The 21,355-nt window shown below is 34.0% G+C and carries 22 protein-coding genes; 1 reads left to right on the plus strand and 21 read right to left on the minus strand.

What is annotated here, in order from left to right:
- Positions 1 to 29: 29 nt before the first annotated feature.
- The 6 genes from MR053_RS12165 to bshC all read right to left on the minus strand — a co-directional run bounded on the left by MR053_RS12165 (position 30) and on the right by bshC (position 8,769).
- Positions 30 to 1,670 carry a CTP synthase gene (locus MR053_RS12165; RefSeq protein WP_242132700.1) on the minus strand — a complete coding sequence of 547 codons (1,641 nt, stop codon included), beginning with the start codon at positions 1,668 to 1,670 and terminating at the stop codon, positions 30 to 32.
- 104 nt (positions 1,671 to 1,774) lie between these two features.
- A complete protein-coding gene (locus tag MR053_RS12170; protein ID WP_242132701.1) occupies positions 1,775 to 2,008 on the minus strand; it encodes a DUF3820 family protein in 234 nt (77 codons plus the stop codon).
- 22 nt (positions 2,009 to 2,030) lie between these two features.
- Positions 2,031 to 3,965 carry a PBP1 and LysM peptidoglycan-binding domain-containing protein gene (locus tag MR053_RS12175; protein ID WP_242132702.1) on the minus strand — a complete coding sequence of 645 codons (1,935 nt, stop codon included), beginning with the start codon at positions 3,963 to 3,965 and terminating at the stop codon, positions 2,031 to 2,033.
- Positions 3,966 to 4,199: 234 nt separating this feature from the next.
- Positions 4,200 to 5,735 carry a glutamine-hydrolyzing GMP synthase gene (guaA, locus tag MR053_RS12180; protein ID WP_242132703.1) on the minus strand — a complete coding sequence of 512 codons (1,536 nt, stop codon included), beginning with the start codon at positions 5,733 to 5,735 and terminating at the stop codon, positions 4,200 to 4,202.
- A 59-nt stretch (positions 5,736 to 5,794) separates the two neighbouring features.
- Positions 5,795 to 7,165: a pyridoxal phosphate-dependent decarboxylase family protein gene (locus MR053_RS12185; RefSeq protein ID WP_242132704.1), complete on the minus strand. Its 1,371-nt coding sequence runs from the start codon at positions 7,163 to 7,165 to the stop codon at positions 5,795 to 5,797.
- 2 nt (positions 7,166 to 7,167) lie between these two features.
- Positions 7,168 to 8,769, minus strand: coding sequence for a bacillithiol biosynthesis cysteine-adding enzyme BshC (gene bshC, locus MR053_RS12190; protein WP_242132705.1), 1,602 nt, complete (start codon positions 8,767 to 8,769; stop codon positions 7,168 to 7,170).
- Between the two features lie 150 nt (positions 8,770 to 8,919).
- On the opposite strand from bshC, the gene MR053_RS12195 reads away from it, so the two are divergent.
- The gene (locus tag MR053_RS12195) at positions 8,920 to 10,182 is read left to right on the plus strand and encodes a carboxypeptidase-like regulatory domain-containing protein (protein WP_242132706.1); all 1,263 of its coding nucleotides are present in this window, start codon (positions 8,920 to 8,922) and stop codon (positions 10,180 to 10,182) included.
- Here the strand turns inward: MR053_RS12195 and rimO are convergent.
- The 15 genes from rimO to recR form a co-directional block, all read right to left on the minus strand.
- A complete protein-coding gene (rimO, locus tag MR053_RS12200) occupies positions 10,179 to 11,480 on the minus strand; it encodes a 30S ribosomal protein S12 methylthiotransferase RimO (RefSeq protein ID WP_242132707.1) in 1,302 nt (433 codons plus the stop codon). The two genes, MR053_RS12195 and rimO, sit on opposite strands and share 4 nt — an antisense overlap.
- Positions 11,481 to 11,547: 67 nt before the next feature.
- Positions 11,548 to 11,976, minus strand: a complete 429-nt coding sequence (locus MR053_RS12205) for an SRPBCC family protein (protein WP_242132708.1) — start codon at positions 11,974 to 11,976, stop codon at positions 11,548 to 11,550.
- Between the two features lie 61 nt (positions 11,977 to 12,037).
- Entirely contained in the window at positions 12,038 to 12,991 is a 954-nt protein-coding gene (gene ftsY / locus MR053_RS12210) for a signal recognition particle-docking protein FtsY (RefSeq protein ID WP_242132709.1), read from the minus strand.
- Between the two features lie 250 nt (positions 12,992 to 13,241).
- The gene (locus MR053_RS12215) at positions 13,242 to 13,394 is read right to left on the minus strand and encodes a DUF4295 domain-containing protein (RefSeq protein WP_099565580.1); all 153 of its coding nucleotides are present in this window, start codon (positions 13,392 to 13,394) and stop codon (positions 13,242 to 13,244) included.
- 6 nt (positions 13,395 to 13,400) lie between these two features.
- Positions 13,401 to 13,583 (minus strand): 50S ribosomal protein L33, encoded by a 183-nt coding sequence (gene rpmG, locus MR053_RS12220; RefSeq protein ID WP_007648529.1) that lies wholly within the window; start codon positions 13,581 to 13,583, stop codon positions 13,401 to 13,403.
- 24 nt (positions 13,584 to 13,607) lie between these two features.
- Positions 13,608 to 13,844, minus strand: a complete 237-nt coding sequence (rpmB, locus tag MR053_RS12225; protein WP_242132710.1) for a 50S ribosomal protein L28 — start codon at positions 13,842 to 13,844, stop codon at positions 13,608 to 13,610.
- 83 nt (positions 13,845 to 13,927) lie between these two features.
- The gene (locus MR053_RS12230) at positions 13,928 to 15,178 is read right to left on the minus strand and encodes a competence/damage-inducible protein A (protein WP_242132711.1); all 1,251 of its coding nucleotides are present in this window, start codon (positions 15,176 to 15,178) and stop codon (positions 13,928 to 13,930) included.
- Positions 15,178 to 15,519 (minus strand): Hpt domain-containing protein, encoded by a 342-nt coding sequence (locus MR053_RS12235; RefSeq protein ID WP_242132712.1) that lies wholly within the window; start codon positions 15,517 to 15,519, stop codon positions 15,178 to 15,180. The genes MR053_RS12230 and MR053_RS12235 overlap by 1 nt, the downstream gene beginning before the upstream one ends.
- A gap of 2 nt (positions 15,520 to 15,521) precedes the next feature.
- On the minus strand, positions 15,522 to 16,133 hold the full coding sequence (locus MR053_RS12240) for a fumarylacetoacetate hydrolase family protein (protein ID WP_242132713.1): 612 nt from the start codon (positions 16,131 to 16,133) through the stop codon (positions 15,522 to 15,524).
- 22 nt (positions 16,134 to 16,155) lie between these two features.
- Entirely contained in the window at positions 16,156 to 16,932 is a 777-nt protein-coding gene (locus tag MR053_RS12245; RefSeq protein ID WP_242132714.1) for a 3'-5' exonuclease, read from the minus strand.
- A gap of 97 nt (positions 16,933 to 17,029) precedes the next feature.
- Positions 17,030 to 18,346 (minus strand): dihydrolipoamide acetyltransferase family protein, encoded by a 1,317-nt coding sequence (locus tag MR053_RS12250; protein ID WP_242132715.1) that lies wholly within the window; start codon positions 18,344 to 18,346, stop codon positions 17,030 to 17,032.
- Between the two features lie 105 nt (positions 18,347 to 18,451).
- Positions 18,452 to 19,075 carry a haloacid dehalogenase-like hydrolase gene (locus MR053_RS12255; RefSeq protein ID WP_242132716.1) on the minus strand — a complete coding sequence of 208 codons (624 nt, stop codon included), beginning with the start codon at positions 19,073 to 19,075 and terminating at the stop codon, positions 18,452 to 18,454.
- Positions 19,065 to 19,652: a phosphoribosyltransferase gene (locus MR053_RS12260; RefSeq protein WP_242132717.1), complete on the minus strand. Its 588-nt coding sequence runs from the start codon at positions 19,650 to 19,652 to the stop codon at positions 19,065 to 19,067. Before MR053_RS12260 ends, MR053_RS12255 begins: the two co-directional genes overlap by 11 nt.
- Before the next feature lie 33 nt (positions 19,653 to 19,685).
- Complete coding sequence (locus tag MR053_RS12265) at positions 19,686 to 20,582, minus strand: glycosyltransferase (RefSeq protein ID WP_242132718.1); 897 nt, start codon at positions 20,580 to 20,582, stop codon at positions 19,686 to 19,688.
- A 24-nt stretch (positions 20,583 to 20,606) separates the two neighbouring features.
- On the minus strand, positions 20,607 to 21,224 hold the full coding sequence (gene recR, locus MR053_RS12270; RefSeq protein ID WP_242132719.1) for a recombination mediator RecR: 618 nt from the start codon (positions 21,222 to 21,224) through the stop codon (positions 20,607 to 20,609).
- Between the last annotated feature and the right edge of the window lie 131 nt (positions 21,225 to 21,355).

Raw genomic sequence — 21,355 nt, forward strand, 5'->3', positions numbered from 1 at the left:
TTTGCAATAATCAATAAGTTATCCAAAATTTAATTTTGTGCCATACTGACATCCTTGCCTTTCATTTTATACTTTAAAGCAGCTTTAACAAAACCAACAAATAACGGGTGTGGTTTGGCTACAGTACTTTTATATTCTGGATGATACTGAACTCCCACAAACCAAGGGTGTTCTGGTATCTCAACTATTTCCACCAAACCCGTATCTTTATTCAATCCAGTAGCAATCATTCCTGCAGCTTCAATTTGCTCCTTGTACTTACCATTGAACTCATAACGGTGCCTATGTCGCTCCATTATGGTGTCTTCTTTATAAATATTATAAACCTTGCTTCCCTTTTGCAGATCACAAGACCAAGCTCCCAATCGCATAGTTCCTCCCTTATCCGTAATGGTTTTTTGCTCTTCCATTAAGTCTATAACAGGATTTGCAGTATTTGGATTCATTTCGGTTGAATCCGCATCTGAAATTCCTAAGACATTACGTGAAAATTCTATTACCGCCATCTGCATTCCTAGACATATTCCAAAAAACGGAATATTATTTTCACGAACATATTTAACTGCATCTATTTTTCCTTCTATACCTCGTTCTCCAAATCCAGGTGCAACTAAAATCCCATCGAGATGTGACAGTTTCAATTTGATATTATCTTCACTTAAATACTCTGAGTGAATGGACTCCACATTGACTTTAACTTCGTTTTCTGCTCCCGCATGGATAAAAGCCTCCAAAATAGATTTGTAAGAATCCTGAAGTTCTACATACTTACCAATTAATCCAATATTTACTTCCGTCTTTGGATTTTTATGTCGCTTCAGGAATTGGTTCCAACGTTGAATGTCTGGTTTTCTGGATTCTAAGCCTAACTTTTTAAGAACCACTTTATCCAAACCTTCCATCAACATTAAATTAGGAACATCATATATTGTTGAAGCATCAATGGACTGTATAACGGCCTCTTCTTGAACGTTACAGAACAACGCCAACTTACGGCGAAGCTCTTTGGGCAAATCGTGCTCTGTACGACAAACCAAAACATCGGCCTGTACCCCACTCTCCATTAACGTTTTTACACTGTGTTGTGTGGGCTTGGTCTTTAATTCTCCTGCAGCCGACAAATAAGGTATCAATGTTAAATGAACCACAATGCCATTTTTGTCGCCTAAATCCCAACGCAATTGTCTAACGGCTTCAATGTATGGCAAAGATTCAATATCACCCACGGTACCACCTATTTCGGTAATAACAATATCGTAGTCTCCTGAGTTTCCTAATATCTGTATGCGATCCTTAATTTCATCAGTTATGTGCGGTACAACCTGAACCGTTTTTCCCAGAAACTCACCTTGACGTTCTTTTTGTATAACACTTTGGTAAATTCGTCCTGTAGTTACATTATTGGCCTGACTAGTTGGGGTGTTTAAAAAACGCTCATAATGGCCTAAGTCCAAATCAGTTTCAGCCCCATCTTCGGTTACATAGCATTCACCATGCTCATATGGGTTTAAAGTTCCAGGATCTACATTAATGTATGGATCTAATTTTTGTATAGTAACCCGATATCCTTGTGCTTGTAAAAGTTTGGCTAAAGATGCTGCTATTATTCCTTTTCCTAATGAAGATGTAACACCACCGGTGACGAAAATGTATTTTGTACTACTTACCATAATGCGCTTATAAACGCAGGCAAATTTACAAAATTAAAACAGTTATAACCGAATAAGTTTTTAGTTATTTAAAGGTGGTTATTAACAAGTCAAGAAAGTTTTTGCTAACTTGTTTTTGAATACTGCCTTTGAATAGTTCTTACCAAATCTTCCAATCCGTTTAACTTTAGCTCATAAACCTGTTTAAGCATATTGCCTAATTTACCCTCGGGAAAACCCTTGTTATGGTACCATACTATATAATACTCAGGTAAATCTATTAAATAACGGTCTTTATACTTGCCATAAGGCATCTTGGCATGAGCCAATTTTATAAGAAAATCTTTGTTGGGCGACACTGCAATAATAATTAGATAAAACCTATGGTCTTACCTCTACAATAGTTAAATCTTGATGTTTTAGCAAATACACCGCTTCGTTATAATAGCCTCCAATCAATTTTTTTTTGTAAGCAAATTTATTTTCCAAATATTCCGTTAGCGGTACTTTGTTTACTGATGCATATAAATCTTCCGAAGATACTAATCGTAATACCACGTCCATAGTTAAATCAAAACCTTTAACCGCTCCATTACTTGGTGCTACAAAATATTTCTTTTCATAATCCTTGACAAACAGACTATAATCATTTTCGTTATATACCCTAGCTCCACTTGCATAATGGAATTGAAGTTTGGAAAGATAGTAGTTTGAAATTTCATCGCCCTCAAATGCCCTATTATAATTTGTAGTGTTTAACCTAATGGACACTTCCTCAATCTCCTCTTTTTTGTTTTCCTTTTGAATTAAGGATGCCAAAATACTTATGACATTAGAAACAAAACCCTCATTTTGAGTTTCTAAAAACACAATGTTGTTTCCTGGCTTCAAAACATTTTCTATATCTTCTTTTATAACATAAAAACTGTCCTTACCATCCTTATCTTTACGAGAATACACCAATTTAGCTTGATTAAACTCACGCTTTAATTCATTGGTTATATCCTGATTTTTAGAATCTGAAATGACTATAATGTTACTTTTTAAGGTATCGGACTTTACAAAACTTATAATCTTATCCTTAAGCAATTCTTCTGGCGTACGTATTTGAAACACATTATCCAATAATCTTAATTTATCACCTGAACCAGTCGGTGATATTATAGGCGTATTATACTTACCTAATTCGGTAGCAGCACGATTAAAATTATTAGAAATTAATGGCCCTATAACGGCGTCTACAGATTCAAAATTATTTTCATTAATAATTCTGGATACCTCACTTATTTCATTTTTTGTATCGTAAACGTCCACCTTAAGTGAAATACCCAATTGCTTTAATGAATCTACAGCCATTAATACCCCTGAATGGAAATCCAATGAAGCCTTTAAATAGGGATCATTCTTGATACTGTTTTTAGTACCTATAATAGAATCATAATCCACACGGTTTAACCTAAAGGGCAACATAATGGCGATATGCTTTTGAGAGAAATCTGAAATACTATCTATTAAATTAATACGATTACTTTCTTCTCCTAGTATGGAATAAGTTTCAGAAAAAGGAATTTTCAGAAGCATACCAACCTTTAATCCACTCTCACTTAAACCCGGATTTAACATTTCCAATTCTTCTTGTGTTACCCCAAGTTTCACTTTTAATCGATAAAAGCCTTCTTTAGGCAATACTTCATAATAGCTATACCTATCATCAATCTTCTTTTTTTCTTCATCTTCAATATTAGGTACATTAATTTCTTGACCAGCTTGCAAAACCTCACCCATATCAGGATTCAAAGCCTCTAATTCCTTTATCGTTATACCATATTTGTAGGCAATACGCCATTTGCCTTCTTTTGGAAGTACTTTGTAAATGTTGGTCGGGTTTACTTCTTCTACAGTTTCCGTAATCTTAAAAACAGGTATTTGCAACTTATCTCCTTTACGCAAGGGGTCGGCATACAAAAAGGTATTATACTTTTTGATCTCATCAACGGTTACTTCATATTGCCTAGCCAAACTGTATAGGGTTTCTTTTTTCTTGACCCTATGGTTTTTAAATCCTTCCAATTCCTTTGTAATGGTTATTTTAGGTTTATTGGCTTTAGAAATAGGAATAATTAATATAGTATTAGGTTTAAGTTTAGTCTTAGAATCTGGATTTAAACTATAAATATCAAAAGGAGTGACATAATACAATTTTGCTATGTCTTCAACTGTTTCGCCTTTTTTTACTTTATGTGTACTAAAGTTTTGAGCTTTAACAGAAACTGTAAACAATAAAGCTAAAGCTAAAACTGAAATTAATTTATTCATATATTGTTTTTTTATAAACCGATGTCAAATAGTTTATATACGATTATTTTAGATAATAAGGATGTATTGCTAAACACATACTTTTCATTTATGCATATAATATGCCAAAAGAACAAAAAGACAAATTATTGGCTTTAAAACTACAGTTTTTATAATTGCAGTAAAACCAACAAAGCTCTAAAAATAGCTAATAAATCTAAACTTAAATAGAAAAATAATTAAAAAGACATGCTTTTACTCCCATTCTATGGTTGCAGGGGGTTTAGAACTAATATCGTAGACTACCCGATTAACACCTTTAACTTTATTTATGATATCGTTAGAAGTCTTTTGCAGAAACTCATACGGTAAGTTAACCCAGTCGGCTGTCATACCATCGGTACTTTCAACAGCTCTTAGTGCCACACACTTTTCGTAGGTACGCTCATCACCCATAACACCAACACTATTGACCGGCAATAACATGGCTCCAGCCTGCCAAACTTTATCGTAAAGCCCCCATGCTTTCAATCCGTTTATAAAGATAGCATCAACTTCCTGCAAAATACGCACTTTTTCTGCAGTAATATCTCCTAATATCCTAATCCCCAAACCAGGCCCTGGAAATGGATGACGTCCTAAGAGTTCGGGATCTATCCCTAATGTAGTACCCACACGCCTTACCTCATCCTTAAACAAAGCCTTTAGTGGTTCAACAATTTTTAGTTTCATAAAATCAGGTAATCCGCCAACATTATGATGACTTTTTATGGTAGCCGAAGGCCCTCCTGTTGCTGAAACACTTTCTATTACATCAGGGTAAATAGTCCCCTGTGCCAACCAAGTCACATCTTCTATTTTATGGGCCTCATCATCAAAAACTTCTATAAAGGCATTACCAATGGCTTTACGTTTTTTCTCCGGATCTTGAATACCCTTTAAAGCTGCCAAGAACCTATCTGATGCATCTACTCCTTTTACGTTAAGCCCCATACCTTCATATTGGTTCAATACATTTTGAAACTCATTTTTACGAAGCAACCCGTTATTAACAAAAATACAATACAAGTTTTTACCAATGGCTCTATTAAGTAAGACAGCTGCTACCGTTGAATCCACTCCACCAGAAAGCCCTAAAACAACTTTATCATCTCCTACTTTTTCCTGTAAGGATTCGACGGTTTCCTCCACAAAAGATTGTGGCGTCCAGTCTTGATGTACACCAGCTATACTTACTAAAAAGTTTTCCAGTAATTGTTTGCCATCGGTAGAATGATATACTTCTGGATGAAACTGAATAGCATAAGTTTCTTCACCATTAATACGGTAAGCGGCATTTACCACATCGTGTGTACTTGCTATAAGCACCGCATTGGTTGGTAATTCTTTAATGGTATCACTATGACTCATCCATACCTGACTACCTGTATGGATATGTGCCAAAAACGGCTCGTTACTCTTTATGAAAGATAAATTTGCACGTCCATATTCACGAGTATTGGAAGGTGCTACTTCACCTCCTGAAAAATGCGCTAAATATTGTGCACCATAACATACAGCCAACAATGGTTTTTTACCACGTATGTTTGTTAAATTTGGATGTAGAGCCTCTTCTCCCCTTACAGAATAAGGGCTACCTGAAAGAATAACAGCCTTGTATTCATCAACATTATTTGGAATTTTGTTAAATGGAATAATTTCGGAGTAGATGTTGAGTTCCCTAACTCGACGCCCAATAAGTTGGGTATATTGTGATCCGAAGTCTAAAATTAATACCTTATCGTGTTGCATGCGCAAAAGTAATAATTGATTTTAGATTGACGAATTACGATTACGATTTTTTTATTTTTTTAAACCATAGACTCCAAAATATCCTCAATATCGGTTTCGGTGGTATCGGGGTTGATAAAACAAAAACGCGATACTGTTTCATAAGTATCTGCTATTTTCCATTTTGTAGGCGTAACCAAAGCAAATCCTTTTTTATGGTTTTCATAGGTCCAATGCCTGTAATCATCTGGCGTCCATCCTATTCTTCTATATAATACACAGGACAAACTAGGTTCCCTCACTAATTCTACATGGGGTTTTTCATTTATCATCTCACCTGCTATTTGAGCTAGCTGCAAGCCACGTTCAACTGCTTCTTTATATTTATTGGTACCGTGTGTTGCCAACGAAAACCAAAGTGGCAAGCCTCTTACCCTTCTTGTAAGTTGTATTTGGTAATCGGCCGGATTAAAACCCTGTGCTCCTTCATCCTTAAATATTTCTAGGTAAGAACCTTCTTGAGAATGTGCTTGTTTGGCCAATTCTGGTTTTTTATATATAACAGCTCCACAATCATAAGGTGAGAACATCCATTTATGTGGATCGACTGTAATGCTATCTGCTTTTTCTATACCCTTAAACAAATGCCTGACAGAATCAGCTACTAGCGCTCCTCCACCATACGCAGCATCGACATGAAACCATAATTTTTCTTTTTCACAGATAGCAGAGATACCTTCCAAATCATCTATAATTCCTGCATTTGTTGTCCCTCCAGTTGCTACTACAGCGAACAATCTTTTTCTTTGATGGTAATTTAAACTACCTATAGTTTTACTAAGGTCATCACCGGTTAACCTCTCTTCGGATTCAACTAATAATATATCTACATCTGCAACTTTTGCCATAGCTTTAATAGAAGAATGCGCTCCAACAGAAGTAATTATTAAGCCTTTTTCTCTTTTATACGTTTCATCTTCCCGCCAATATTCCCTTGCAGTAACAATAGCTGATAGATTAGCTGCTGTTCCGCCACTGGTAAATACGCCAAAGGCTCCTTTTGGTAAACCGGTTAAAGAAACAATCCATTTCATCGCTTCATTTTCACAAAAAATACCACCAGCACCTTCCATCCAGTAAGCTCCATGAATACTGGAGGCCGAAGTAACCAAATCGAACATAATAGCAGCCCTTGTTGGTGATGCGGGTACAAATGCCAGATGCCTTGGGTGATCTATAGGAACCGTAGCTTTCATTAAATACTTCTTCCAAAGATTGAATGCATATTCTCCTCCCACACCTTCTTCTGTAATAGTTTCACCTACCAAAGCCTTAAGCTCTTCTTCCCTTTTGGGCTTTCCTATTTTAGGATTTGTAGATGAAATTCTATCAATAGCATATTTCATCACATCCAATGTCATTTCTATAAGCTCAATATCAATTTTATGCATTACTAAAAGTTTAAAATAAGGAACTCCATTTTTAGAGGTTGTAATTGCCCTATTAGTTTTAGTATAAGGGTATCGCCATATTCTAAATAAAACTCCGAGAAATTAGCATTACGCTCTTGCAAGCCTTGGTTAGGGAACAATTGGTTTTGTAACTCTGTAATTCGTAAAACTTCATCTGAAAGTTTTCTTTTTTGAGCCTTCAACAATCGTTTTTCCAATTTACTTAAGCCTTTCAACTGTTTCACTTCTTGTGCCTTAACGGCTCCCACAAACGATTTTTCAGTTTGATTAGCCATTTTATACAGTTCTTCAAATTGCTGCTTTAAATGTTCTTTTTGAACAGAAAAGTCAATATCGATATTTGATATTTCCCTTACTTTTTTATTGATTAAGGTATCTCTTTTTAAAAAGATATCTTTATTTGAAATTCCTAGATTCTTAAGTTTTTTAAATTGATTTTCAGACTGGATCAACACTGAATTACGCAATAAAAGCATAGGGAATGTAACAGATAATCTATTGAAATAATCTCTCAATTGCAACCAATAGGCCAACTCACCTCCACCACCTATGTAACACAAATTAGGTAAAATGACTTCTTGATACAAGGGTCGCATAATGACATTAGGTGAAAATCGCTCGGGATGTATAGAAATTTCCTTTAATATATCCGTTTTGCTAAACGATATTTTTGTGTTCAATACTTTGTAAATCCCTTCTTCCAAAACAATACGTTCCCGTAAATTACCCCTTAAATAGAATAGATTGATCTCTCTGGGATTTACTTGTATATTATAATTTTCAGGCAATTCACTTACACTCTTATTGGTCTTCGACACAGCTTTAAATGAACTTTGGTTAAGCAGTTCATCTTCAATAAAAGGAACAAATAACTGCTTTAATTCTTTCTGGGCTGCATCTATAATTACCAACCCATAATCCTTGAACAATTCATTGATTAAGTATCTTGTGGCGTCGGTTAAATTATTGTTTTTTAAATAAGTACATTCAAACAACTTTTTAATATAACTTGCATTTTTACTACCTCCTATTTCTTTAGAAAATAAATTATAAACAGTCTCCAATCCTTCAGTTGATAAACCTCCGACAGCTCCTTTTGCCTCTCTGTTCCATTGGATTTTTTTTCCTTTAAAATTGAAAAAATTAATCTCATCAAAATCATGATCTTCGGTGGCCATCCAATATATTGGCACAAAATTGTAATTGGGATACTTATGCTTTAATGTCTTGGTGAGATTTATAACTGAAATAATTTTGTAGAGAAAATATAGTGGTCCAGTAAATATATTTAATTGATGTCCTGTGGTCACCGTGAATGTGTTCTCTTTACTAAGGGAATCAATATTCATCAAGGTTAGCGCCGAGCTTTCAGTTGCTTTATATTGCTTCTTTAGACACTCTACTAAAACAAATCTTGACTGCGCATTAACAGACAGGCTTTTCTCTTCTATTTGTGCTTTGAAATTTTCTATTTTAGGATAACGATTATAAAACGGCGACAAGGTTTGTTTTTCATCTAAATAATCACAAATAAACGACGAAAAAAAGCCCGTGTCCTGATACCTAATATAATCCTGATCCATACTCTAATTAAATTTATGTAAATATACAGCTATTCAATCTCGAATTCTAAAAATTTAGTTAGCAGTCCAGTTATAAAATCGTTAAAAAGTTTAAAAATCAACTAAAATTTTGTAAATTAAAAGCGCTATAAATCTAAATTACCGCTAGTTATGAAAACGAAAATCTTTTTTAAAGCAATCTCCCTTTGTTTAGCTATTATATCATTATCTACCTTAGGCTATGCTCAAATTGATCAAAATTATAAAGAAATTGAAGGGAAAATTATAGACGAGGACACAAAATCACCACTAATATTTGCCGATTTAACTGTTAGCAATTCTAATATTAGTACAGTAACTAACAGTGACGGTGAATTTTTATTAAAAATTCCACTTACCCACTTAAAAGAAACCTTAACCATTTCATATTTGGGTTATCAAGATAAAATTCTAAGTATTGAAAATTTAAAAAACAATTCTAAAATTACATTAACACAAGCTTATACCGAACTAAACGCCATAAACATTACTTCTTTGAAAATGAGTGCCAAACAACTGGTACTGGAAACCCTTAAAAAGAAGCATTCGGCTTACACCAACAATAGTACCTTAATGACAGCATTCTATAGAGAAACTATAAAGAAAAGACGGAGAAATGCTTCTTTATCTGAAGCTGTTGTAAAAATACACAAACAACCCTATAGTAGTTTCAGAAACGACCATATCGAACTTATTAAGGCACGCAAAAGCACCAATTATTCAAGATTAGACACTATTGCCTTAAAATTACAAGGAGGCCCTTTTGGTAATCTTTATACTGATATTATAAAATATCCCGAGTATATTTTTACAGATAAAGGGATAGCGGATTATGATTTTAGCTTTGGTGAAGCTACACAAATAAACAACAACTTAGTCTATGTGGTTAACTTTAAACAAAAGGAACACCTCAATGAACCATTATATTATGGAAAACTTTTTATAGACTCTAAAACGTTAGCGCTTACCAGTGCCGTATATAGTTTGAATGTTGAGAACAAAGAATTGTCCAGTCAAATGTACATTCGTAAAAAACCTAGAAAAGTTGACGTGTATCCAACTGAAGCTTCTTACAGGGTAAACTACCGTACCAGTAATGGTAAATGGCATTATGCCTATAGCAATATTGCATTAACGTTTAAGGTGAATTGGAAAGGTAAACTGTTTAATAGTATTTATACCTTAAGTAGTGAAATGGCTATTACTGATTGGGAATTAAAAGAGTCTAAAATTGCAAATGTTAAAAGTCAGTTGCTGCGGCCTACAACCATTTTAACCGATATGGCTTCTGGGTTTTCAGATCCAATGTTTTGGGGCGAATACAACATTATTGAGCCTGAAAAATCAATAGAATCGGCCATTAAAAAAATACAAAAACAGTTGAAACGGACTTAAACGATCTCTGCATATAGGTCGAAATCTCCTGCATTTGTGATGCTAACATCATAAAACTCACCTGTCTTTAAGTAGGTTTTTGATGCATCTATGAGCACCTCATTATCGACATCGGGTGAGTCAAATTCTGTACGTCCCACAAAATAACCACCTTCCATTCTATCAATAATCACTTTAAAAGTCTTACCTATTTTTTCTTGGTTCAATTCCCAAGAGATTTGTGATTGAATTTCCATGATTTCATTGGCTCGTTCTTGCTTAACCTCCTCGGGCACATCATCCTTTAAAGTAAAGGCATGCGTATTTTCTTCATGAGAATAGGTAAAACAGCCCAGGCGTTCAAAACGCATATCCCTTACCCATTGCTTTAATATTTGAAAATCTTCTTCGGTCTCTCCTGGATAGCCTACTATTAAGGTGGTTCTTACAGCCATGTCTGGCACCATTTCTCTAAACTGCCGTAGCAACTTTATCGTTTTTTCCTTAGTCGTGCCACGACGCATACTTTTTAATATATTATCTGAAATATGCTGCAAGGGAATATCTAAATAGCTACAAATTTTAGGCTCACGATTCATAATTTCCAAAACATCCATAGGAAATCCTGTTGGAAAGGCATAATGCAAACGAATCCACTCAATTCCTTCAACATTTACCAAAGCTTCAAGAAGCTCGGCTAAATTTCTTTTCTTGTATAAATCCAACCCATAATAGGTTAAATCCTGTGCAATAAGAATAAGTTCCTTAACGCCTTTAGTTGCTAATTTTTCAGCTTCAATAATAATTTCTTCTATAGGTGTACTTCTATGTTTACCACGCATTAATGGAATGGCGCAAAACGAACAAGGTCTATCACAGCCTTCCGCTATTTTTAAATAGGCATAATTTTTAGGTGTTGTGGTTAAACGTTCACCAATAAGTTCATGCCTATAATCTGCCCCTAAAACCTTTAACAAACCTGGTAATTCTGTAGTTCCAAAATATTGGTCGACATTAGGTATTTCTTTTTGCAAATCTGGCTTATAACGCTCCGATAGACACCCGGTCACAAAAACTTTATCGATTTCACCTTCTTCTTTCTTTTGAACATATTCAAGTATTGTATTAACACTTTCCTCTTTGGCATTATTAATAAAGCCGCAAGTGTTAATAACAATTATGTTCCCTTCTTGTTCATGCACAACATCTTTACCGCTAGCTTTTAGTTGCCCCATAAGCACTTCGCTGTCGTAAACATTTTTACTACAACCCAGTGTCACCACATTAATCCTGTTCTTTTTAAGTGATTTTGTCCTCATGCCCTTATTTTAAGGCTGCAAAGATACACAAAGGATATGGACTTTAAATAAATTAGTGTTCTACTAGCTAATTCCTTTCTTTAAAAGGTACTATAATACCTTTTTCCAAATAGTTTTTTAAACCATTAAGCAATATGGCCCAACAAAACGAAGCAATCTTAAAATGATTATTGATTTCTTTCCAACCGATATGGCTAAACTCAACATGAGTTTTTCCGTCTATTTCTTCCAAATTAAAACCAAAAGTAGTTGGTAACCAGTCTGTATCACACTTGGTCATCTTAAAATGAATAGACTTATCTGTTTCTAACTTTGAGATTTTGCAATACCAATCATATTGATCGGTAAAGTTTAGATTATAAGTTTCTCCTAATTTCGCTATACCTGAACTTTTGAGCGTCCACCAATTATCAAGATGTTTCGGTTGTGAAACAGCATGAAAGACTTGCTTTGAAGGTACACTTATATTAAAGTTGTGGTATATTTTGAAACTCATAATCTAAAATTATGAAAAAATATTGATTAAGGGCTAGCACTAAATATGATGCTAATGAGTTTTATTTAAAGAAGGAATCTACAAATTCATATTTGTTAAATACTTGTAAATCATCAATACCTTCTCCAACCCCTATATATTTTACTGGGATTTTAAACTGGTCACTAATACCTATAACAACTCCTCCTTTAGCAGTACCATCTAATTTGGTCACCGCTAAAGATGTAACTTCGGTAGCCGCAGTAAATTGTTTGGCCTGTTCGAAAGCATTTTGTCCGGTTGAGCCATCTAACACCAATAAGACATCATGTGGGGCATCGGGAATTACTTTTTGCATGACTCGCTTCACTTTAGTAAGCTCGTTCATTAAATTAACTTTGTTATGTAATCGTCCAGCCGTATCTATAATCACCACTTCTGCATTATGGGATACAGCACTTTTAAGGGTGTCGAAAGCCACAGATGCTGGGTCACTCCCCATATTTTGTTTGACTATTGGAACCTCTACACGATCAGCCCAAACCTGTAATTGATCTATCGCAGCTGCTCTAAAGGTATCGGCCGCTCCTAGAACTACTTTTAAACCTTGCTTTTTAAACTGACTAGCCAATTTACCTATGGTTGTTGTTTTGCCCACACCATTTACCCCGACAACCATGATAACATAAGGTTTTTTATCTTTTGGAATGGCAAACTCCGATTCTTCTCCAACATTGGTTTCACTCAATAAACCTGCAATTTCTTCACGTAAAATTTGGTTCAACTCCTCAGTTCCTAAATATTTGTCTTTGGACACACGCTCTTCAATACGCTCTATTATTTTAAGCGTGGTTTCTACACCTACATCACTTGTAACCAAAACCTCTTCTAGATTATCCAAAACCTCATCATCTACTTTGGATTTTCCAGCGACAGCTTTACTTAATTTATCAAAGAAACTTGATTTTGTTTTTTCCAATCCTTTATCTAGTGTTTCCTTTTTTTCTGAAGAAAATATTTTTTTAAAAAAACTCATTAAATTAAAGTTTATAAGGTTTATGAGTTTAAATGCTTATTTGTATAAACTCTGTTTTGCGTTATGAATTGCAGCAAGCTACCATGTATCGACCTTGATCTTGTTTCAGGGTAACTCCCAATTTACCATTGTCAATTATTATTCCACAGTTTTTTACTGCTATAATGGCAGTAAATTTACTAAAATATAAGTATAAAAAAAGCTGCTTTCAAAATTGAAAGCAGCTTACTTATATTATGAAGTATGCGACTTATTTCTTGTTTAAAAAGTCATTTACTAAATCTGGGCTCATAATAGACTCTACAAACATGTAGGCCCCTGTTTTTGGAGACTTAACCATTTTTATAGCCTTTGTTAATCTTTTAGATCCTGTCTGTAACGATGCTACTGCTTTCTTTGCCATGACTTATTATTTTATCTCTTTGTGAACGGTCATACGCTTAAGGATAGGATTAAATTTTTTAATCTCCATTCTATCTGGCGTATTCTTTTTATTTTTAGTTGTAATGTATCTAGATGTTCCTGGTTGTCCAGATTCTTTATGCTCTGTACATTCTAAGATTACCTGTATTCTATTTCCTTTTTTTGCCATCTTAATTTATTTTAAATACAGCTGTTATTTTAAAAAACCTTTTGATTTTGCTTGTTTAATTGCCTCAGAAATACCTATTTTATTTATAGTTTTTAAAGCAGAAGTAGAAACCTTTAAAGTTATCCATTTATCTTCTTCTGGAATGTAAAAACGTTTCTTAACTAAATTAGCATCAAACTTGCGTTTAGTTCTATTCAATGCATGAGACACATTGTTACCAACCATTGCCTTCTTTCCTGTAAGTTCACAAACTCTTGACATTATTTCTACCTTTAAATTTGTTGTTGTCTAAAAACGAGGTGCAAATATACTAAATCTTTATTTTATAGCAATCTAATTTTTTATCAATTTTTAAAAATTTCTTTTTGCAACATTTCCAAAGCTTTTGATACAGCTTTTCCTATTACTTTAGCACGATAATTTCCAAAATTAAATCTTTCGGAGTATACACTATTTTTTGTTGCTATAGCAATAAACACAGTACCTACTTCGGCATTGGAATCTCCTTTGGTGGGCCCTGCGCTTCCTGTAGTAGCAATGGCATAATCTGCTTTATATAATCGCAATACATGCACAGCCATGGCCTGAGCAACTTGTTCACTAACCACAGAATATTCTTTTATTATTGTTTCTGAAACACCCAAAACATCTATTTTAGATTGTGTTGAGTAGGTCACCACACCTCCTTTTAAATATTGTGAAGCTCCAGCTATTGAAGTAAACAACTGCGCCAACTTTCCTCCCGTACAACTTTCTGCTATAGCCAAAGATTTTCCTAATGCTGTAAGTTTTTTGGCAATAATAGCTTCTTCATTACCATCCTCATCTTCAAAACCAAAAAACTCCTTTTCTATTAAAGGGATTAACCTACTTATTTGTTCATCTACTTCATTTTTTATGTTTTGTTCATCATAACCTCTGGCTGATAAACGCAACCTCATCTTCCCCAAACTGGGCAAATAAGCCAATTTTATATGCTTTGGCAACGCATCTTCCCAAGATTCAATACGATTAGCCAAGGTACTTTCTCCTAATCCGTAAACCAATACCGTTTTATGTAAAATAAAAGGACAGTGGTATTTGTCCTTTAACTTGGAAATGACATCTTGTGTTAATAAAGCTTTCATTTCGTAGGGTACCCCTGGTAGCGATATAAAGGTCTTGTTTTCTTTTTCTAACCACATTCCCGGTGCCGTTCCCAAGGTATTCATCAACACTTTGGCTTTTGTAGGTACTAATGCCTGATCCTTATTTACCTGAAGAAGTGTTTGTCTATTGTATTGTTTCCATAATGATTCTATGTTTTTTAAAACGGAAACATCTAGAACTAAGTTATCGTTAAAATATTCGGCAATTGTTTTTTTGGTAATATCATCTTTTGTAGGCCCCAAACCACCTGTAATTATAATTATGTCAACATGGTTTTCGGCATCCTTTAAGGCCTGTAAAATATGATCTCTATCATCTTGAATTGAAGTAATTTGATATACAGATACCCCTATTTTATTAAGCTCTTTAGCAATAAATGCTGAATTTGTATCAATTACCTGACCAATGAGAAGTTCGTCGCCAATGGTAATTATTTCGGCCTGCATTACAAATTAAAATCAGACTTTATTTCTGTTAATGCATGATCTACAGCAGCTGTAACAATATTGAGTTTCTCAGTAATGTCAACATCAGTTTTTGTAAACTTTCCCCAATCCTGAACCTCAATTAAATCATCTAGAATACCTAGTTCAAACAAATCAATTGTAGGCTTCATTTTATGTGCTGCTTGATACGCTTCTTGGTAATTTTTTGAAGTGACAGCATCTTTTAAGCGCTCAACATCTTCCGACACTTCTTCAACAAAAGTTTCAGCTAATGTTAAGATAAAATCCTCATCGTTATCAGCCAACTCACGTACCCTATATAATTTATAATGTTGTTCCATAATTATTTAACTGTTATTGAAAACATTTGTTTGCTTTCTATAAAACCTATTAGTTTATCGTCGGCTACAACTTTGCCTACGCCAGCAGGTGTGCCCGTAAAGATAACATCTCCAATCTTTAAAGTGAAATATTTTGAGACATATTCTATCAATTCATCAATTTTCCAAAGCATATGGCTTGTATTTCCATTTTGTACAACAGTATCGTTCTTTTTTAAGGAAAATGAAATGTTGTTTAAATCTTCAAACCCATTTTTATCGACCCATTGACCAATAACAGCTGCACCATCGAAGGACTTTGACTTTTCCCACGGTAGTCCTTTTGATTTCAATTTCGCTTGAAGATCACGTGCCGTAAAATCGATACCCAAGCCTATCTCATTATAATATTTGTGGGCAAACTTTTTGTCTATGTATTTACCTATGCGGTTTATCTTAACCAGTATTTCCAATTCATGGTGCACGTCTTCTGAAAAATCCGGAATAAAAAATGGTTGTCTTTTTAGCAGAATTGCAGTATCTGGCTTGAGAAAGACAACTGGCTCTTGTGGTCTTTCGTTTTCCAGTTCCGCAATATGTTCAGCATAATTTCTTCCTATACAGATAATTTTCATGTTTTGGTAAGAATAGTAAGTATTACAATAATTTGTTATTAAAATTACGCAGCTTTATGGCCGTTAACACTTTTTTTGTATATAATGGAAAATCGGCATTAAGCAACCAGCCAAAATACCCTGGTTCGTTCTCTAAAATTTCGGTTACTAATTTGCCCTTATGCTTTCCAAAGGAGAAACATTCTTCTCCTTTTTTATTATAAACAATAAAACCTGCAAAATCCGCAAATTTTTTACGAGAGCTAAACTCTGCTAAAAATTTGGTGTCGTTTTCAATCTCATCGTATTTAGCTATTTGCGCTTTCAATACCTCGTAAGTCGCCATGGTATCTGCTTCCGCACTGTGGGCATCTTCTAAATTTTTATCACAATAAAACTTGTAAGCTGCGCCTAATGTTCGTTGTTCCATCTTATGAAAAATAGTCTGTACATCAATCGTCAACCTATTTTTCATGTCGAAATCCAAATCTGCCCGCAACATCTCCTCTGCCAGCAAGGGAATATCAAAGCGATTGGAATTAAATCCTCCTAAATCGGAATCTTTGATTAAGTTATGAACCTCTTTTGCAATGTCCTTGAATGTAGGTTTGTCAATTACATCCTCATCACTTATACCGTGTATAGCCGTAACCTCCTTGGGAATTGGTATTTCAGGATTCACTAACCAACGATGGTTTTCTTCCTTCCCATTTGGATGCACTTTTAAAACTGCAATTTCCACCACACGATCTGTCGTAATATTTACACCAGTCGTTTCTAGGTCGAAAAAGCAGATAGGTTTAGATAAGTTTAATCGCATGAATTATTTTTTGACTGTAAAGATACTAAACTCAAAAGTCTAGCAAATAAAAAAACCAACCGAAAACGATTGGTCTTTTTATAAATATTCTAGTCATTTATATTTCCCTGTTTATATCCCAAGCTTCCAAATAGTCCTTAACCGCTCTAACAAACTGTCCGCCAAGTGCACCATTCACAACACGATGATCGTATGAGTGCGATAAAAACATTTTGTAACGGATACCTATAAAATCACCTTCTGAAGTTTCAATTACAGCAGGCACTTTACGTATGGCACCCAAAGCCAAAATCCCTACCTGCGGTTGGTTGATTATAGGTGTTCCCATAATGCTTCCAAATGTTCCTACATTAGTAACAGTATAAGTACCTCCTTGTATTTCGTCTGGTTTTAATTGGTTCAACCGAGCACGATTTGCCAAGTCATTAACCTGTTTGGTCATACCCACCAAATTAAGCTGATCGGCATTTTTAATAACGGGCACAATTAAATTCCCATCGGGAAGCGAAGCTGCCATTCCCAAGTTGATGTTTTTCTTCTTAATGATAGTATCTCCTTTAACGGAGATATTCATCATAGGAAAATCTCTTAAAGCCTTAGCTATGGCCTCCATGAATATTGGTGTAAAGGTTAGGTTTTCGCCTTCGCGTTTCATGAAGGTATCCTTAACCTTTTTTCTCCAATTCCAAATTTTGGTAACATCGGCCTCTATAAAACTTTGTACATGTGCAGAGGTTTGAACAGACTCTACCATGTGATGGGCTATAAGTTTACCCATTCTGGTCATTTCTATAATTTCATCCTCTCCACTTGTAACTATTGGCGCATCAGAAGCTTTAGGCATTTGAATTGGGGGAACTGGAACAATAGGCTTTTGCTCTTGTTGTATTTCCCGAGATTTACCTGCCCTACTTTCAACATAATCTAAAATATCATTTTTGGTGACGCGTCCGTCTTTTCCGGTTCCATTAATGGCACCTAGTTCTTCTTGCGACACCCCTTCTTCTTTAGCAATATTTTTAACCAATGGTGAATAAAAACGGGAATCATTCGAGGTAAAGGCAGAGCTAACAGTCTCTCTGGCGATAGATATCGTTTGTTCTACATGCTCAACGGGTTGATTGGTTTCCATTATTTCTGTAGCAATAGACGACGTGGATGGGATATCTTCACCTTCGGTCTCTATAATTGCCAAAACGTCTCCCACTTGAACAACATCATCTACATCAAAACGTTTTTCAAGTAAAACACCTTCCACTTCACTGGGCACTTCGCTATCTACCTTATCGGTAGCAATTTCAACAACTGCCTCGTCCAACTCAATTGTATCTCCAACTTCTTTTAACCAAGAGGTTATTGTTGCCTCTGCAACACTCTCTCCCATTTTTGGTAACCTAAGCTCAAACTTTGCCATATATTTAACGTAATGCTCGATTTTTTAATTTCGTTTGCAAAATTAATAAAAAACCACAGCTTTGTTTAATTATTCTCCACAAAAACTTTCTGTCAAATTCTACAATTAGCCATAGTTAGCAACCTTATAATCTATTTCAAGTGCTTGTAACATTTTTTCAAATCGTATGTTAGGATTAACAATAATATTTCTTTTCGAAATCTTAATTAATGGCAAATCATCAACATGATCTGTAATTAAAAGATCGACAGAATCCAGGCCCTTAGTTTTCAAATAACTTAAAACATTTTCCTTTTTATTTTCCTTTGAGTTTTCATATTCTTTATGATATCTTGAATTTGGATTTTTGGTAGCTATACAAACATCAAACCCCTGTTCTTTTGCTATTATTCTTGAATAAATTTCCGGAGCCGCCGTAGCCAACACTTTCAAGTTGTATTTTTGACTTTGCAATACCATGATATTGCGCTTATAAATACATAAAGAACTAACAAAATCACTCTTATCTATATAAGATCTATTAGCAATAAAACTAAGGAAATAGAACTTTAATTCAGCATGACCAATAATTCTAATTAACCTCATAATAATTAAAAAAAGTACTTGAAAAGATAGAATTATATCGACATTCATAATGCTACGTATCCATACGTATTTAATAAATTGACGAAAAGTATTGGTCGCATAAAGCGTTCCGTCTAAATCAACTACTAAAACTCTAATTTTCAAAATCTTTTCCTTTATAGTCTTTAGACCACGGAAATCTAACTAAGACGTTTTTATATAAAAAATAATCCGGTTTAATTATTGCCTTTTCTATAGTCCATGACAAAACAGCGGTTTTGACAGCAGCTTTCGGAAATTGTTTTTCTAAACTACGTTTTATTAGAAACATTGTTTTTCCTGTATCTATTGCGTCATCAATAATAAGTATATTCTTTAAATCTGGGTTGTGTTCAATATTAATTTTAAACGTTTCCTTTGATAGGCAATTTAAGTTAATTTTACTTAATGATTTTTCTGCTCTCTTAGATTCATATTTTCTTAATTCATCCAAAATTGAGTAAGGCAAAATTTTCATTAAAAACTTAAAAACAAAATTCTTTTTTAAGCCTTCTCCTTTTCTTTGTACTTTAATAGAATAATAAGTTACCTTATTGAATTCTCCTCTTGTTCTAAGCGCATCTCCAAAATGAGCTCCAGCATTTTTTATTTGCACAATAACATCTGGCACAAAATCAATGCTTTCGAAAAGCTCATCGACCTTTTTCAAAAAATCAGCATTGTTTAATGTTATCACTCGCATCAATTGAAAATTTTATTTTTTAAACATAAGATTTTAATCCTTTACATTTATATTAATACTTAAAAACCCCAATTTATAAAAATCAAATAATGTAAGGTTTACGTAGCCTTTTGAAAAAGCATACCTCATTACCGGTTTTAAAACATCAAACAAAAAAGCAAATACATCTTTATATTTGTAGTATTTATAATAGAACCTTAGTAACTTAACATCATCAATAAACTCTTTATCGTAATTTATAAACTTAAGTATATTAACCAAGTTAAGTATTGATTTTTCAACACTAAGAATATAATCTAGGTTATTTTCCAAGTCTCCATTCAAAACTGGGTTATAAATATGAGAAACCATGATACCTGCTTTTTTTAATTGAAAACCAAATAATGTATCTTCATGACCATAGGCATAAATCCTTTCATCGAATTGAACTATTTCAAAGACATTTTTGCTCACAACAAAGTTATTTGTCATGAAAGACCTGTTAGGGTATTTACTTCTAACATCATAGGGCTTTGACTCTTTATAAACTCCATATTTCCATCTTAAAATCTTATTCCTTGCCGGCTTCTCTTTTGGATATATTCTACCTCCACATATTACCGATACATTAGAAAGTTTAATTGATTTTACATAGATTTCTAAAAAATCTAATCTTGGAATAAAAGAATCACAATCCAAAAAAAGCAAATACTCATATTTAGTGAATTCCAGAAACTTGTTTCTTATAACTGCTCTGCCTAAATTATTTTTAAGCTTTATATAAGTATGCTTGGAACACTCTTTGTCATTTAAGGATTTAAAATAAGGGTTTGAACAATCATCAATTAGTATAATTTCAGATGGAACATCTAATCGCTTAGATTGAAGATTTAACTCCACTAGTAGATTTGTAACATCAAAATTATAAATTGGAACACAAATTGAAATCATAAAAAAATAGACAAGTATATTGGCTTACAACTTCAACGACGATTCAAACGGCACCCTGTTTAAAATACTTCTTCCTAAAGTAATCTCGTCTGCATATTCTAATTCGTCACCAACTGAAATTCCTCTTGCTATGGTAGAAACTGCAATTTCACAATCCTGTATTTGCTTGTAAACATAAAAATTAGTAGTATCCCCTTCCATAGTAGAGCTTAAAGCAAAAATCAACTCCTTTACAAAACCTTCTTTAACCTTGTTTACCAAAGGTTCTATGTTCAGATCATGAGGACCTATACCATCCATTGGAGAAATTTTACCTCCCAAAACATGGTAAATACCTTTAAAAGAACCCGTATTCTCAATGGCCATTACGTCGCGAACATCTTCAACCACACATACAATTTCTTTATTTCTTTTAGCGCTTATACATATTTCACAAAATTCTTCATCGCTTATATTATTGCAAGATATACAAAACTTTATTTCATTGCGCATAATTTGTAGAGCACTAGTGAGAGTCTGTGTTTGCTCTTTGGGCTGTCTAAGTATATGTAAAACCAAACGCAATGCAGTGCGCTTTCCTATACCAGGTAGTTGCGCTACTTCATTTACTGCATTTTCAAGTAATTTCGATGAAAAGTCCATTGTTGCTAAAATACTATTTAGACGGTAATTTCATGTGTTAATATTTATTTTTTTTCAAAGGACAAACTTATACTTCGCCCTAAACAAACATGTAACACTAAATTACTATTCCTGTTTTACATCTAATGTTT

Source organism: Aestuariivivens marinum (assembly GCF_022662175.1).
Lineage (GTDB): Bacteria > Bacteroidota > Bacteroidia > Flavobacteriales > Flavobacteriaceae > Aestuariivivens > Aestuariivivens marinum.